Raw genomic sequence first — 13,018 nt, forward strand, 5'->3', positions numbered from 1 at the left:
CGAGCTCACGCGCATAATCACAGGGGAACCGTCATGGAAAAATTTGTCGTACTCCAAACGCGAGCGTTGCGTGCAACCGGATTTCAACCCAGGACTCGAGCGGCGGCCCGAGCGGCGGAAAGTATCGCCGACGCCGACGTGAAGCTGGAAACAGTCGATGCCAGCGTCAGGGATGTGAGAGACATGGGGCAGGATCCTCAGATCCGCGCCTTCGCCCCGGTCATGCAAGTCACATTGCACAAGCCGCTGCTTGCACCGGGCGCCGAGCTCACGAGCACGGGAACGACTTGGGGCATCCGCGCGGTCGGAGCGCAAGATACTCCGTTCAACGGTACCGGCATCACTGTCGCGGTGCTCGACACTGGCATCGATAAATCGCACCCGGCATTCTCGGGCATCAACGTCGTCGAGAAAGATTTCACCCAGACGAGCAATGGCGACGGCAACGGTCACGGCACGCACTGCGCCGGCACGATCTGCGGCAAGCCGATCAACAATCTGCGCTTCGGCATCGCCCCAGGCGTCAACAAGCTGCTGGCCGGCAAAGTGCTGGATAACCAAGGCGGCGGCTCCACTGAAGGCATCGCGCAAGGCATTCAATGGGCGCTCGATGAAGGCGCGCACGTGGTCTCGTTATCCCTTGGACTGGATTTTCCGGGCTTCGTGCAGCGACTGGTTCAGCTGCAAGATTTGCCCATTGCGTTCGCCACCTCCAAGGCCTTGGAAGGCTATCGCGCCAACATCGATTTGTTCCGCGCCATCGCCGAGCTTGCCGAGGCGCGGGCAGGCGGAGGAATGTTTCAACCCACCATCATCGTCGCGGCCTCGGGCAACGAAAGCGCCCATTCCAAGGGCGTCACTTTCGTGCTGACCGCCAGCCCGCCCGCCTCGGCCGAAGGAATCACCGCCGTCGGCGCGGTGGGACGAGCGCCTGCCGGCAAGCTGGTGGTGGCGGACTTTTCCAACACCAACGTGGACGTGTGCGCGCCCGGCGTGGACATCACATCGGCCAAAGCCGGCGGCGGCTTGGTCGCATTCAGCGGCACGAGCATGGCCACGCCTCATGTGGCTGGCGTCGCGGCGCTGTGGGCGCAGAAGCTGCTCGAGCAGACCGGCACTCTGAACACGACGGTGCTGACAGCGAAGTTGCTCGCCAGCGGCTCGTTGACAGGGCTCCAGCAGCCGATCGATTTCGCGGCAGTGGGCACGGGCGTGGTGCAGGCCCCACGCAATTGATGCTGCACAGCCCGTTGTCGAGCCCGCTTACACCACATTATTTCGCGCTCCGCATTCGCGCCGCCAGGATGACGGCGGCGCGAAGTTGCGGTTATTCTTCCCGGTCACTGCCTTCAAGGGACCGGGACAAAGATCCGTGGGCGACGATGGGATTTCCGACGAGTTCGTGCGGCGGCACTATGCCGAACTGCAGTCGCTCCTGCGCCGGAGAATCAGGGATCCGGCGGTCGCCGCGGACTTGTTGAACGAAGCCGTGGCCACCGCAATGTCACATTCGCGCGATGGCCGCGTCGAGCATCCGGAGCGCATGGCGGGTTACATCTACCGGGTCGCGCTGAATCTTTACCGCAATTACCGGCGGGAATTCGACAACCGGTCCGATCTGCGCGCCGGGCCCGAGGACATCCACAGAATTGCCGACAACGACGGCGAGACTCAACTGGTCGACGCCGGCCTGCTGCGGAAAGTCCGCACTCTGATCGGCGAACTGCCGACGGCGCGCGACCGGGAGATCGTCAAACGTTTTTATCTGGACGAAGAAGAAAAAGAGAGCATCTGCCAGGCGCTGGCCTTGTCGCCGCTGCATTTCGACCGCGTCATCTTCCGCGCCCGTCAGCGGTTTCGCACGCTGCTGGAATCGAAAGGTTACGTGAAATCCGATTTTTTCAGCGTGCTGCTGGGCTGTCTCGCCTGAGCGGATGGGAGATCGGCCCGCCCCGCGACAGAGCCCAGTTGGGGAAGGACCGATCGGAGGGGTGTTACGACGTGTGATACGTGATGGATTGACCCGATGAACCGCGATTACATCGACCAGCATCACATTGTGGCGCGATATCTCGCCGATCAGCTTTCCGATGCCGAGCGGGAAGCGTTCGAGGCTTATTACATAGAGGATCCCGAGATGGTGCGCGAGATGGAAGCGACAGCGCGATTCAAGAACGCGCTCGCTACGCTGGCCGATAGAGGCGAGCTTCCCGGGTTGATCCAAGCACCTCCCGAGCGTCGACTGTGGCAGTGGGCTGCGCTCGCTGCCACAGTCGCCGTGTTAGCCGTCGGCGTGACTTACCTGGCCCGCACACCCGCGCCGCGCCCCAACATGGTCGCGCACGTCGAAGCATTGGATATTCCAGTGAGCCGGACGGTGCGAGTCGAACGCATGCGTGGCGGCGTCGAGCGCTCGCGTGACCAGCCCGACGTGGAGTTCGAGTTGCCTGCGGTCGGGACGGCGGTCGCGTTGCAGATCGCTCCGGATTTCGAAGCCACTCCGCCGATGTATCGAGTTTCACTGCGACGCGAATCCGAGATAGACGGACCCGCGCTCGCGGAGCTCGATCGAATCGCCGCTGACGACGGCCTGGTGACGGTCTATCTGGATCGATCGGTGCTCGACCGCGGCGACTACCGACTCACCGTCGCAGGCGCCAAGGACACGGATGTCGCCGATCAGCGCTCCGATTTCCGCATGCGACTTCGTTGACGCATCTCGAATCGATTCAAGGAAGCTGCAGCGTCGCGCGATAGTCCTGCAAATCGCGTTCGGAATGCACGCGATCCTCTTCGAGTTGTTTGATCTCGGATTTCAGCCGGCCGACCAGCTCGCCGAGCTGTTTTACATCCACCACAGCCTGCGCACGCTCCTCGGTGGTTGCATCGCTGCTGATCGCCACCGCCGAGCGGGTGACGATATCCGATTCGGCGTCGTGCAATGCCTCACGCTTCGCTTCCAGCCGGTTGGTCACAGTCGAAAGTCTTGCCTGCAGCGTGTACAGCTGACGGCCCGACTCGTAAGCATCGGCGAATGCCGGCTCGAGATCCGAAGGACAGATGCCACCGTAACTGCCGCCTTGTGAACCCAGTCTGAAGCCATTCGTCGGCACGCAGTACTCGCGCAAGCCATCTTCGCGACCGGCCTGGTAAGCGGAGAGGTCTGGGGTGACTCCGTGCTTCGCACACGCTTTGCGATGCTGACCGATGCGGTCGCCGGAATATCCATGGACGCCGTCTTCGTAACCGACGGTGCGCCAATCCACTGTGAGACATTCCTCGCGGTCCATGGTCGCGCAGGCGCCGAGCGCAAGCAGCACCATCGCGGCGCTCGCGCGCAGCATGGAACCAAACATCGGTGTCCGCATGTGGTGCTCCCAGAAGAACCCGGAGCCTAAAGTACCGGGGCGCACAGCGGCACTGTGTGCGCCAGATCACAGTTGAGCGGGCTATCAGTAGATTTTCAGACCGCCAAATTTTCGTCGGAGCCGGCGCGCCAGCGCCTGATAACCGGTGGCATAGCCCAGTGCGCCGGTCAGCACCAATGCCAGCAGCCAGAGCCACGGGCCCGTGCCTGCGGTGGCGGGACCTTGCGAGACAGACATTGTCTGCTCGTCGATCACTTCGCCTGCGTTGGCGGCCATGATTTGTGTCTCTTCTTCCTCGGGTGGGACCTGCGCCGCCGCGCTTGCTTTCAGCTCATCGACCTGCGTCCGCAATGACACGTTTTCTTTTTTGAGCGACGCGATCTCGGCAGCCAGCTCTTTCTCCTTGCCCGTGTCGCGAGTCGCAGTCTTCTGCTCCCGTTCCAGCGCGCGAAGTCTCGCGGCTGCGGGCTCATCGCTGGTCAAATAATTCGCGCCGACCCAACCTTCGCGGCCACTCTCCAATCGCACCCGTACCAGATTGCCCGAACGCTCGAGCTCTTCGACGATGTCACCTGTCTGAATCGTCGCAATCCGCGCGCTGCTCTGATCGGCTTCGGCGTAGACGTTGAGCACCAGCTTGTCTGAAACGTAACGTGTTTGTGAAACCTGCGGCGCTGGCCCCGGCGTTTCGTTCAGCACTTGTTCCTGCGCCATGCCGGCGAGTGGCACGATCGCACAGATCAGCGAGACTGTCGCTATTAGGTGACAACGCGTTACACGGAACGTTTTCATATGCCGCATGCTTTCAGAGTTGCCGCGCGTGGGCAACCTCCGCAAGCTGAACGGCGCCGGCCCGCAGGATGGACTTGCTGAACGGAATCGAGCAGCGTGTATCATCGGTCGCCGCATCATTCCTAAGGACGCCGGCCATGACCCAGCTGTCTCTTCTTGGCATTCCCAACGACGATAATTCGTCGTATCTCAGGGGCCCTTCCGAAGCGCCGGATCCGATTCGTCGCGAGTTGCACAACGATGCTTACAGTATGTGGAGTGAAACCGGGGTCGATCTCGGCTCACCCGGCAGGCTCATCGATCATGGCAACGTGCGGTTTGGTAACGGCGGCGATCCGTGGGACCTCATCGAGCAGGCGGTGGACAGAGCGCTCGCGCCCGGTCATCCGCTGATTTGTCTCGGCGGCGATCACGCGATCACTCATCCGATCATGCGCGCGGTCCGTCGGCGGCATCCTAGCCTGACCATTCTGCATATCGACGCGCACGCCGATATCTATCACGCGTACCAGGACAATCCGCGCTCGCACGCTTCGCCGTTTGCTCGAATCATGGAAGAAAGGTTGGCCGATCGGCTGATTCAGGTCGGTTTGCGGACGATTTGCGATGAGCATCGCGAGCAGTTCGAACGTTTCGGTGTCGAGGTCATCGAAGCGGGTCGATGGAGTGAGTGCATGCGGCTGGAGTTCAACACGCCCGTTTACATCTCGCTGGACATCGATGGAATCGATCCGGCGTTCGCACCAGGTGTGTCCCATCGCGAGCCGGGCGGCCCTTCGACGCGACAGGTGATCGATTTGATCCAGAGCATCAAGCAACCGATCGTTGCAGCGGACGTGGTCGAGTACAACCCTCGCTGCGATATCTCCAACCAGACGGTGCTGGTCGCGGCCAAGCTGGTCAAGGAGATCGGCGGGATGATGCTGAAGAACCGCTAACCCACCAGCGACAGCTCCAACGCCTGCGCCAGGTCACGATCAACTGCATGACCTGGCTTTCTCGCGGCGTCAGCCCTGAAGCCGCGTCACTCGGGCAATCGCGGGATCTTTTGCCCGAGTGACGTATTTTATTGGCTCCACTCCGGCGTCCGCCCGCGGCAGGCACTCTGCCTACCTGTCGGCGCGCCCCAACCCCCGAGGAGAGCCACGACATGTACTCAGATCGAGCGGGGATCACCACTACTGCCGGTGCGGCCGCCGCAGCTGCTGCAGCGATCGGCGCGGGCTTGATGTTCTTTTTAGATCCGAAATCCGGTCGGCGGCGGCGCGCGCTGCTGCTCGACCAGTTGAATCGCGGGCAGCACGAGACTCAGGAGTTCGCCAGAAAATTCCGAACCGACGCGGAGAATCGCGCTCGCGGTCTGGCGCATCGATCACGTGCAGCCTTACATCGCGAAACCGCTGACGGCGAAATCCTTGCAGAAAGAATTCGCGCTGCATTAGGTCGCTTGTCGTCGCATCCCAGCGCCATCGAAGTCTTCTGCACCGAGCAAGTCGCGCATTTGCGTGGAGACATTCTGGCGGCCGAAGTCTCGGCTCTTCTAAACGGCGTGCGCAATGTACGCGGCGTCAAAGACGTCGTGAACCAGCTGCGCGTGCACGAGAACGCGGAGTCGATTCCGACGCTGCAAGGCAGATCCCTGCCTGTCGCGATCCCCGCCTACGAATATCTTCAGGACAACTGGGCGCCCGCGCCGCGAGTGCTGGCGGGAATTCTCGGCGTGGGATTGGTCGCCACCGGCGGGCTGGCGGCCAGCCGCATGGGATCGCGAGGCGGCGCTTTGACCACGGCCTCGCTGGGAATCGCCGGCACTGCGCTGCTGTTACGTGCGATCAGCAACCGTCCTCTCACTCGATTGCTGAGTCGCATGGCGAGCGCGGAAGAAGGTTTTCTGATTCAGAAGTCGTTGCATGTCTATGCAGAAGTCGACGAGCTCTATTCGGCGTGGCGTGCGCTCGAGAATTTCCCGAGCTTCATGAGCCACATCCGGGAGGTCACCAAGCTGGATGACCGTCGCTACAAATGGACTGTCGACGGCCCCGGCGGCGTGCCGGTGAGTTGGGAATCGGAGATCACCGCCGATGTTCCGAACGAGTTGATCGCGTGGCGCACCGTTCCGGGCGCCATCATTCAGAGCTCGGGCGTGGTGCAGTTCGAACCGAGCAGCGTGGGCGGCACGCGCATCCATTTACGGATGAGTTACCGCCCACCCGCGGACATGGTCGGTCACGCGGCGGCGGTCATGTTCGGCGCGGACCCTCGGCGTCAAATCGACGACGATCTGCTGCGATTCAAATCGTTCATGGAGAGCGGCAAGACCACGGGCCGTGAAGGCGAGGCCCTGCGGCACTAGCCGATCTTACTCAGCGCGCACGCGAATGGCGCGCTCGTCGCCGATCTCCAAGGGGACGAGGCCGAACTGGCGGCGATACGGCGACGTGACGTCGTTGCCGAACATCGTCGTCCAGTAACGGCCGTCCTTGTCACGAAACGGCGTGCCGTGCCCCGCGTGCGGCGCGCCCAGCTTGCGCTTCGTGTAAGGACCGAACAGCGACTTCGATGTGCCATACATCATGTCGTACGTGCCGTGCGTGCGCAGTGGACCGTTCCACTCCGCGCCGGTGACGAAATAAGTGTCGCCCACCTTGATGATGGCGTTGCCTTCGTAGCCGATGTGCGCGCCGTCCGTGTCCACCAGACGACGCACCGGCCCGTCGAAGGCGTCGCGCTTGGCATTGAGCTTGCCGACGTTGCCGCCGCCCCAGAGCAAGTAGACATCGTCGCCATCCTGAAACACGAAACCGTCGATGCCCTTCACGAAAGCTGCCTTCGCGACGTTCTGGTACGGGCCTTCGGCCTTGCCGGTCTTGGAACGATAGATCCAGGTCTGACCGCCGACGCCGCGCTCCATGATGGAAAACGACATGTAGTACGTCTGATCGCGCTCGATCCAGCTGATCTCCGGCGCCCACAGCTCGGCGACATTTTTCGGCTGATATCCGAGTCCCTTCCAGTCGAAGATCGTCCCGCCCTTCTCCCAGGTCTTCAGATCGGACGAGCGCCACAAGTTGATGCCGCCTTCGGGATAGACCAAGCCGAAGCCGCCCTGTGTGCCGACCAGGTAGTACTGCCCGTCACCGCCGAGCGCGACCGACGGATCGCGCAGGAATTCGCCAGGGATCGAGGCATGCGCCGAAGCGACCGCGCCGCTTTCGGTCAGAATGTTTGCTGACTGCCGCCAGCGACCTTCCGGCGCTCGCTCGAGCGGCGCGAGTCCGACTTGCTCGCAGAACAACGCAAAGTCGTCCTCACATTTCGGGTTGTAGCTCGCGAGCAGCGTCCCTTGCTCGTCACGCACGATGGCGGTCTGCCCTGCATGCGGGACCGCGAGATAGCGGAACGAGAACGGACCGTAGGGAGTCGGGCCTTCGGCCATGAACACATCGTCGGTCGGGCTGCGCATGCGCCCCGTGACTTCGTTCGCCACGAGCACGTATCGACCGTTCTCTTTGAACATCGACGCACCCGCCGAGCCAACGCGGGTACGCACCGGCCAATCCTTCCCGGCCGGAGGATCCTGCGCGAACAGCGCCTGATCGGGCTTCAAGAAACGAGGCGCCTCGGCAAGCTTCTGCAGATCGGGCGTCAGCCGCGCGATCATGCCCGCGCCCCACAGCAGATACGCCTTACCGTCATCGTCCACGAATAAAGAAACATCGGAGGTGTTTTCAGCGAGACACGGCGAAGCCGCGTAGGGCTCAGCGGGGCGCGCCACCGATCCGCGAGCGATACGGGCGCAACCGCTTGAGTCCGCATAGGCGAGATAGAGCGTTTCGCCGTGCACCGATACTTCAGGCGCAGCGATCCGCTCGCCGCGTGCGTGGACGATGCCAAGGGACTGCCAATTTCGGCGGTCCTTGGATGTCCAGAGCTGAATCCCATCGCGCGGCAGTTCGCGCAGCACCGTCCCAGTCAAGAACCAATCGTTGTTCGCAGCCCGCGCGATCGATGCATCCAACATCGACCTGGCGGTGAAAATGGTTTCGACCGGTTTCGCCTGCGGCGACGGCATCACCGTCGCGTTTCGATCCTGAGAAGGATGATCCAGGAAAATATCGTCCGCTGGCGGGCGGCGCTTCGCCTCGGCTAGCGCCGTGGAAGCAGACAGCGCGACCGTAAGCGCGACAACCACCGCGCAGCCTTTACGCAGGTTCATACTTACGGCTCGCTCCGCTGACGCGCTTTGACCTCAGTCGACCATGCGTTCCACATCTTGATCAACTCGGCCGCGCGCTTCTTTTCCTTGGCGATCACGTCGCGAGTCTCGCTGCGATCCTGCTTCAAGTTGTACAGCGACCATGGCGCGTAGACCTTGGACTTCGGCCCCGGCGCACGCGCGACGAGTTTCCAGTCGCCATCGATTACAGCACGCGATCCTTCGTGCTCGAAGAACAGCGGCTTGCCGCGCGAAATTTGTTTGCCTGCCAGCACGGGCGCGAGCGACACGCCATCGATGGGCGGCTGCCCGGAAGTTTGCGGCTTCACATTCGCCAATTCATAGAACGTCGGCGCGATATCCATCAGGTGGCCGAGCGTATCGACGCGAGTTCCCGCCTTGCGCTTCATGCCTTTCGGCCAGCTGATGAGCGCTGGCGTGTGGATGCCACCGTCGTAGGCTTCTGCTTTCCAGTAACGCCAGGGCGTGTTGGCCGCGTTCGCCCAGAACGCGCCGATGCCTGCCATGCTGGTTTCAGAGCCCAAGTTAGGCTGGTGAGCGCCGTAGTTCATTTTCCTGCCGTCACGAGTCTCGCTCTGACGATCGTAACCAGGCTGATAGCCGCTGCCGAGCATCGTTTCTGGCGACGCGCCGTTATCGGCGACGAACACGATCACCGTATTGTCGTACTCGCCCGTTCGCTGCAACGCTTCGATCACGCGGCCGATGCCCTGGTCCATGATGTCGATCATGGCGGCGTGAATCGCCATCTTCTCACCCTGCTGGGCGCGCTCTTCAGCGCTCAGCTGATCCCACGGCTTCTCCGGGTGCTGCTCCCAGTCGCCGGACAACGGAGTCTTCGGCGCTGTCTTCGGATCGATGAGACCGAGCTTCACCTGCTTCGCGTAGCGAGCATCTTGCAACTGCTGCCAGCCGCCGTCGTAGCGGCCGCGATACTTCGCGATGGCGGACTCGGGCGCATGCAGCGGCCAGTGAGGCGCGGTGTACGCCAGGTAAAGAAGGAAGGGCTGGTCATCCTTGCCGAACTTCTCGATCTCACGCACGGCTCGATCGCTGAGCGCGTCGGTGAGATAAAAGTCCTTCGGTACTGTCTTGACCGGCTCGAAGCCTTCGACCAGCGAGAATGGATCGAAGTAGCTGGACACACCCCACACCAGGCCGTAGTGAGTTTCGAAGCCACGCGCCGCGGGATAGGTATTGCGATCGCCGAAGTCACGATCGAAATAGGCTTGATGGTTGATCCACTTCAGATGCTCGGCAGGATCTTGCAGCGGCGTGGCTCGGGTCAGATGCCACTTGCCCACCATCGCTGTCCGGTAATGAGCGTCTCTCAGCTCCTCCGCCAGTGTCCGAATTTCGAGCGACATGCTGCCGCCGTTCTCGCCCATGCCGACGCGATGCGCGTAACGACCGGTCAGCAAGTTGGCGCGCGAAGGCGAGCAGCGGGACGAGTTATAGAAGTTCGTGAACTGCAGCCCACCGGCCGCCAGCCGGTCGATGTTGGGCGTATCTATCTCACCACCGTAGGCGCCGACATCGGAGTATCCGAGGTCGTCCGCCATGATGATCAGAAAATTGGGCCGCTCATCGGCGGCTTGCGCCGCCGATGAAGTCTGCAGCCAGAGGGCGGCGCCGATTGCCAGCGCCGCCCCGAATTGCCTGACCAAGCGCTTCGAGATCATCGATCACAGCCTCATGCGGACGCCGAGCGTATAGATCGTATCGTCGTAGCGGAAGTCGCGGTTGATCCAGTCGTAGTCGAAGTAGCTCTTGTACTCGTTGCCGAGAATGTTGCTGCCGCCGACGTCGACCCGGATGGCCTCCGTGATGTCATAGCCGATGCTGAAATCCAGACGGCCGCCGGGCCGCACGTAATTCAGCGCGGTCGGGACGTATTCCAGATCGTTCACGCGATCCGCCTCGATCGGCCGGACGATGTTGAGTCCGGTCGTGTCCTGGTCGTAGTAACGCGAGCGCTGCGTGTACACCAGCCGCCCCGACAGCCCGTCCTTTTCATACAGCAGGCCGACGGTGAAGTTGTTCTTCGACACGCCCTGCAACTCATACCCCGCCAGCGGATCGTTGCCCTTCACTTCGGTATCGGCATAGGTGTAGTTCGCGAACACGCCGAATCCCGACCAGACGCCGGGCAGGAAATCGAAGAACGTTTGTCCAGCCAGTTCGATGCCTTTCAGCTCGGCGGCGCCGACGTTGCGCGGACGGGTGATGTTGTAGGTGATGCCGTCGATGACTTCTGCGTTGACGGAGTTGATCACGCGATCCGCCAGATCGCGGTAGTACACCGCGGCCGAGAGCATGCTCGGTCCGAAGTAGTACTCGAGCGTCGCATCGTAGCTGTCCGAGATCTGCGGCTTCAGATCGGGATTGCCCGCGCTGCCGGAATTGATCACGGAAGGATTGGTCGCGACCACGTAACTCAAGCCGGGATTCAGCGAGGTGAATTCGGGCCGACGCATCGTCTTGGAGTACGACAGACGCGACTGCAGGCCGTTGCCGAAGTCGATCTTCGCACTGGCGTTCGGCAACACATCCGTGTCGGTGGTCTCGCCAATTCGCGGCACGACCACGGTGCCGACCAGGCCAGCGCCTTCGATGCGGCGCTCTGTGCGAGTCGGGCGCACGCCGATCAGACCGTCGATGGTGATCGTATCGGTGAGAGCAACGTCATACCCCAACTGCACGTAGGCGGCATACGTCTCTTCGCTCGCGTCGAAGCGGCGCTGCGCCTGGTATGCGGGATCTCCTAGCGCGACCCCGAAGATTCCGCGCAGCATGTCGCGGCCTTCGGCGGAGCGCAGATAGTCAGGATTGGGGATCAGGAACGACGCGCCCCCGTTGATGCGATCGATGCCCGGCGCGCGCACGAGGAAATCCGCAGGTAGCAGGCCGTCAATGGATGTCCTCATGTCGCCGCCAGGCACCGCTTGATTGACCTGCGCGTGCTCGAACAGTGCAGTCCGGTCGGCGTAGCGCACGCCCGCTTCGAGCGACTTGAGGAAGCCAAACGCGCCATCGAGGTCATGCCGCACATCGAGTCGCGTCTGCCACAGCTCGCCGGTGGATTCCTGGAAGTTCTGGTTCAAACCGTTGCGCAGGAAGAAGCCACCCGGGGTGCCGAGCGCATTGTTCTCGATGGTGATGAGCCCGCCCTCGTTCCGATCGGTCTCGATGTTGACGTTCACATGCTTGCCGATATCGACGATGACGACTTCCAGGTCCTGCTTGGATTTCTGGAACGCCAGGTCGAACTGCACGTGCGTGGCGCCGTTGTCCCATTTCACGCCGGCGCCGCCGAGATAGTTGTCCACCTCCTGCGTGCGACCCTGGGTGCTGGTGAGACCGCGAACGTCGTTGAAGCTCGCGGATTCCATATTGCACAAGGTATCGGTCGTGAACGATCCGGGCCGGATCTGGCCGAGATTCTGGTCGATAGCGGGGTTGTAACCGTCCGGCCTGACACGCGCGAGGAAACATCGGCTCTCGTCGACTTCCAGGCTTTCGAGCGTGGTCTCGTCGAAGAAGAACGGAGTTGCGATGAACGCCGACTGGAAGTCCGAGCGGTAGCCCGCGTAGAGACCGTCGGCATAGACTTCGAGGTTGTCAGTGGCTTGCCACTGAATCGCGACGTTCGCCTGCGGGCGCTCATACCAGCCGTAATCGTTCAGGCCGCCGAACGTATTCGGCGCGAGCACGCCCGGTACTTGATGCGGACGGGCGATCAGGCTGCGGCGCTCGGCGACGAAGGAGATCGGGCGATCGAAGTCGTTGCGATACCAGGACACGTTGACGAGCGCGCCGAGCTCGCCGTCGCCCACATTCCAGCGATCGGTGGCGAGCAGGCCGAACTGCGGATTGACGTCGTCGACGTTGTCCGGATAGTTGGCGCGCGCGGCCAGCATCACCGTCGGCTCGTTGAAGTTGAAGGGCTTATTGAGCCGCAGATCGGTGATGCCCGCGATACCGCCTTCGATCAGATTGGCCGTGCTGCTCTTGATGATATCGACGCGCGCGAGCGCTTCGGCGGGCAGATCCTGGAGCGCGAAGCCGCGACCGGTGGTCGAGAACAGCTCGCGACCGTCCAGTGTCGTCAGAATGTCGTCCAGGCCGCGGATACGGACTCCTACGATCTCGTTGTTGGAGCCGACGGTGACCTGGATGCCGGGCACGCGTTGCAAGGCCGCGGCGGTGGTCGCGTCGGGGAACTTGCCGATGTCCTCGGCCACGATCGAATCGACGACCTGCGCCGACTCGCGCTTGATGTCCGCCGCGCGCTCCAGGCTCTGGCGGATGCCAGTGACCACGACCTCTTCCAGCGCCTCGCCGCCGGCGCTTGCGCCGCTGTCCTGCGCCCACGCCCCATACGCCGGTCCCATCAGCGCCGCCGCCGACACCGAACACAGAATGCCAGTCTTGAGCCTCATGCCGCTGTTCCCCCATTGCTAATCGTGCGGATTTCGCGCGCCGGGTCGTCGCCCTGCGTGCGTTGAGGTGACAAGTATTATTTGTCTTATAAATCAGTTCAAGCCCCACGTGGGGTGACCGCCTCGGTATTGATCGGGAACCGCAACGGGTCTATAAGATTATTTATCCGATAAATCGC

At 62.3% G+C, this 13,018-nt stretch carries 10 protein-coding genes; 5 read left to right on the top strand and 5 right to left on the bottom strand.

The genetic code is table 11. The annotated features are described in order from the left end of the window. The first annotated feature begins 33 nt into the window (after nucleotides 1-33). From VGD45_RS28585 to VGD45_RS28595, 3 genes are all read left to right on the top strand, one after another. Nucleotides 34-1,236 (top strand): S8 family peptidase, encoded by a 1,203-nt coding sequence (locus VGD45_RS28585; RefSeq protein ID WP_331158801.1) that lies wholly within the window; start codon nucleotides 34-36, stop codon nucleotides 1,234-1,236. A 136-nt stretch (nucleotides 1,237-1,372) separates the two neighbouring features. Continuing rightward, complete coding sequence (locus VGD45_RS28590) at nucleotides 1,373-1,930, top strand: sigma-70 family RNA polymerase sigma factor (protein WP_331158802.1); 558 nt, start codon at nucleotides 1,373-1,375, stop codon at nucleotides 1,928-1,930. A gap of 96 nt (nucleotides 1,931-2,026) precedes the next feature. After that, nucleotides 2,027-2,713, top strand: a complete 687-nt coding sequence (locus VGD45_RS28595) for a hypothetical protein (protein WP_331158803.1) — start codon at nucleotides 2,027-2,029, stop codon at nucleotides 2,711-2,713. Between the two features lie 16 nt (nucleotides 2,714-2,729). On the opposite strand, the gene VGD45_RS28600 is transcribed toward VGD45_RS28595, so the two are convergent. Next, nucleotides 2,730-3,368: a DUF2799 domain-containing protein gene (locus tag VGD45_RS28600; RefSeq protein ID WP_331158804.1), complete on the bottom strand. Its 639-nt coding sequence runs from the start codon at nucleotides 3,366-3,368 to the stop codon at nucleotides 2,730-2,732. An 84-nt stretch (nucleotides 3,369-3,452) separates the two neighbouring features. Continuing rightward, nucleotides 3,453-4,160 (bottom strand): SH3 domain-containing protein, encoded by a 708-nt coding sequence (locus VGD45_RS28605; RefSeq protein WP_331158805.1) that lies wholly within the window; start codon nucleotides 4,158-4,160, stop codon nucleotides 3,453-3,455. A 137-nt stretch (nucleotides 4,161-4,297) separates the two neighbouring features. Here VGD45_RS28605 and VGD45_RS28610 point away from each other — a divergent pair, with 137 nt between their 5' ends. Both VGD45_RS28610 and VGD45_RS28615 read left to right on the top strand, forming a co-directional pair. After that, nucleotides 4,298-5,098, top strand: coding sequence for an agmatinase family protein (locus VGD45_RS28610; protein ID WP_331158806.1), 801 nt, complete (start codon nucleotides 4,298-4,300; stop codon nucleotides 5,096-5,098). A 212-nt stretch (nucleotides 5,099-5,310) separates the two neighbouring features. After that, the gene (locus VGD45_RS28615; RefSeq protein ID WP_331158807.1) at nucleotides 5,311-6,513 is read left to right on the top strand and encodes an SRPBCC family protein; all 1,203 of its coding nucleotides are present in this window, start codon (nucleotides 5,311-5,313) and stop codon (nucleotides 6,511-6,513) included. 6 nt (nucleotides 6,514-6,519) lie between these two features. Here VGD45_RS28615 and VGD45_RS28620 read toward each other — a convergent pair whose 3' ends face one another. From VGD45_RS28620 to VGD45_RS28630, 3 genes are read right to left on the bottom strand one after another with little or no spacing between them, the layout of a single operon-like run. Then, the gene (locus VGD45_RS28620) at nucleotides 6,520-8,376 is read right to left on the bottom strand and encodes a family 43 glycosylhydrolase (RefSeq protein WP_331158808.1); all 1,857 of its coding nucleotides are present in this window, start codon (nucleotides 8,374-8,376) and stop codon (nucleotides 6,520-6,522) included. A gap of 2 nt (nucleotides 8,377-8,378) precedes the next feature. Next, the gene (locus VGD45_RS28625; RefSeq protein ID WP_331158809.1) at nucleotides 8,379-10,079 is read right to left on the bottom strand and encodes an arylsulfatase; all 1,701 of its coding nucleotides are present in this window, start codon (nucleotides 10,077-10,079) and stop codon (nucleotides 8,379-8,381) included. Between the two features lie 3 nt (nucleotides 10,080-10,082). Further along, nucleotides 10,083-12,839 (bottom strand): TonB-dependent receptor, encoded by a 2,757-nt coding sequence (locus VGD45_RS28630; protein ID WP_331158810.1) that lies wholly within the window; start codon nucleotides 12,837-12,839, stop codon nucleotides 10,083-10,085. Between the last annotated feature and the right edge of the window lie 179 nt (nucleotides 12,840-13,018).

This window comes from Steroidobacter sp., from assembly GCF_036402275.1.
Classification (GTDB): domain Bacteria; phylum Pseudomonadota; class Gammaproteobacteria; order Steroidobacterales; family Steroidobacteraceae; genus Steroidobacter.

Bases quoted from the DNA above. Each gene is read 5' to 3' on its own strand.
- VGD45_RS28625 (WP_331158809.1), bottom strand. From the start codon at position 10,079: ATGATCTCGAAGCGCTTGGTCAGGCAATTCGGGGCGGCGCTGGCAATC.
- VGD45_RS28585 (WP_331158801.1), top strand. From the start codon at position 34: ATGGAAAAATTTGTCGTACTCCAAACGCGAGCGTTGCGTGCAACCGGA.
- VGD45_RS28620 (WP_331158808.1), bottom strand. From the start codon at position 8,376: ATGAACCTGCGTAAAGGCTGCGCGGTGGTTGTCGCGCTTACGGTCGCG.
- VGD45_RS28605 (WP_331158805.1), bottom strand. From the start codon at position 4,160: ATGAAAACGTTCCGTGTAACGCGTTGTCACCTAATAGCGACAGTCTCG.
- VGD45_RS28600 (WP_331158804.1), bottom strand. From the start codon at position 3,368: ATGCGGACACCGATGTTTGGTTCCATGCTGCGCGCGAGCGCCGCGATG.
- VGD45_RS28615 (WP_331158807.1), top strand. From the start codon at position 5,311: ATGTACTCAGATCGAGCGGGGATCACCACTACTGCCGGTGCGGCCGCC.
- VGD45_RS28595 (WP_331158803.1), top strand. From the start codon at position 2,027: ATGAACCGCGATTACATCGACCAGCATCACATTGTGGCGCGATATCTC.
- VGD45_RS28610 (WP_331158806.1), top strand. From the start codon at position 4,298: ATGACCCAGCTGTCTCTTCTTGGCATTCCCAACGACGATAATTCGTCG.
- VGD45_RS28630 (WP_331158810.1), bottom strand. From the start codon at position 12,839: ATGAGGCTCAAGACTGGCATTCTGTGTTCGGTGTCGGCGGCGGCGCTG.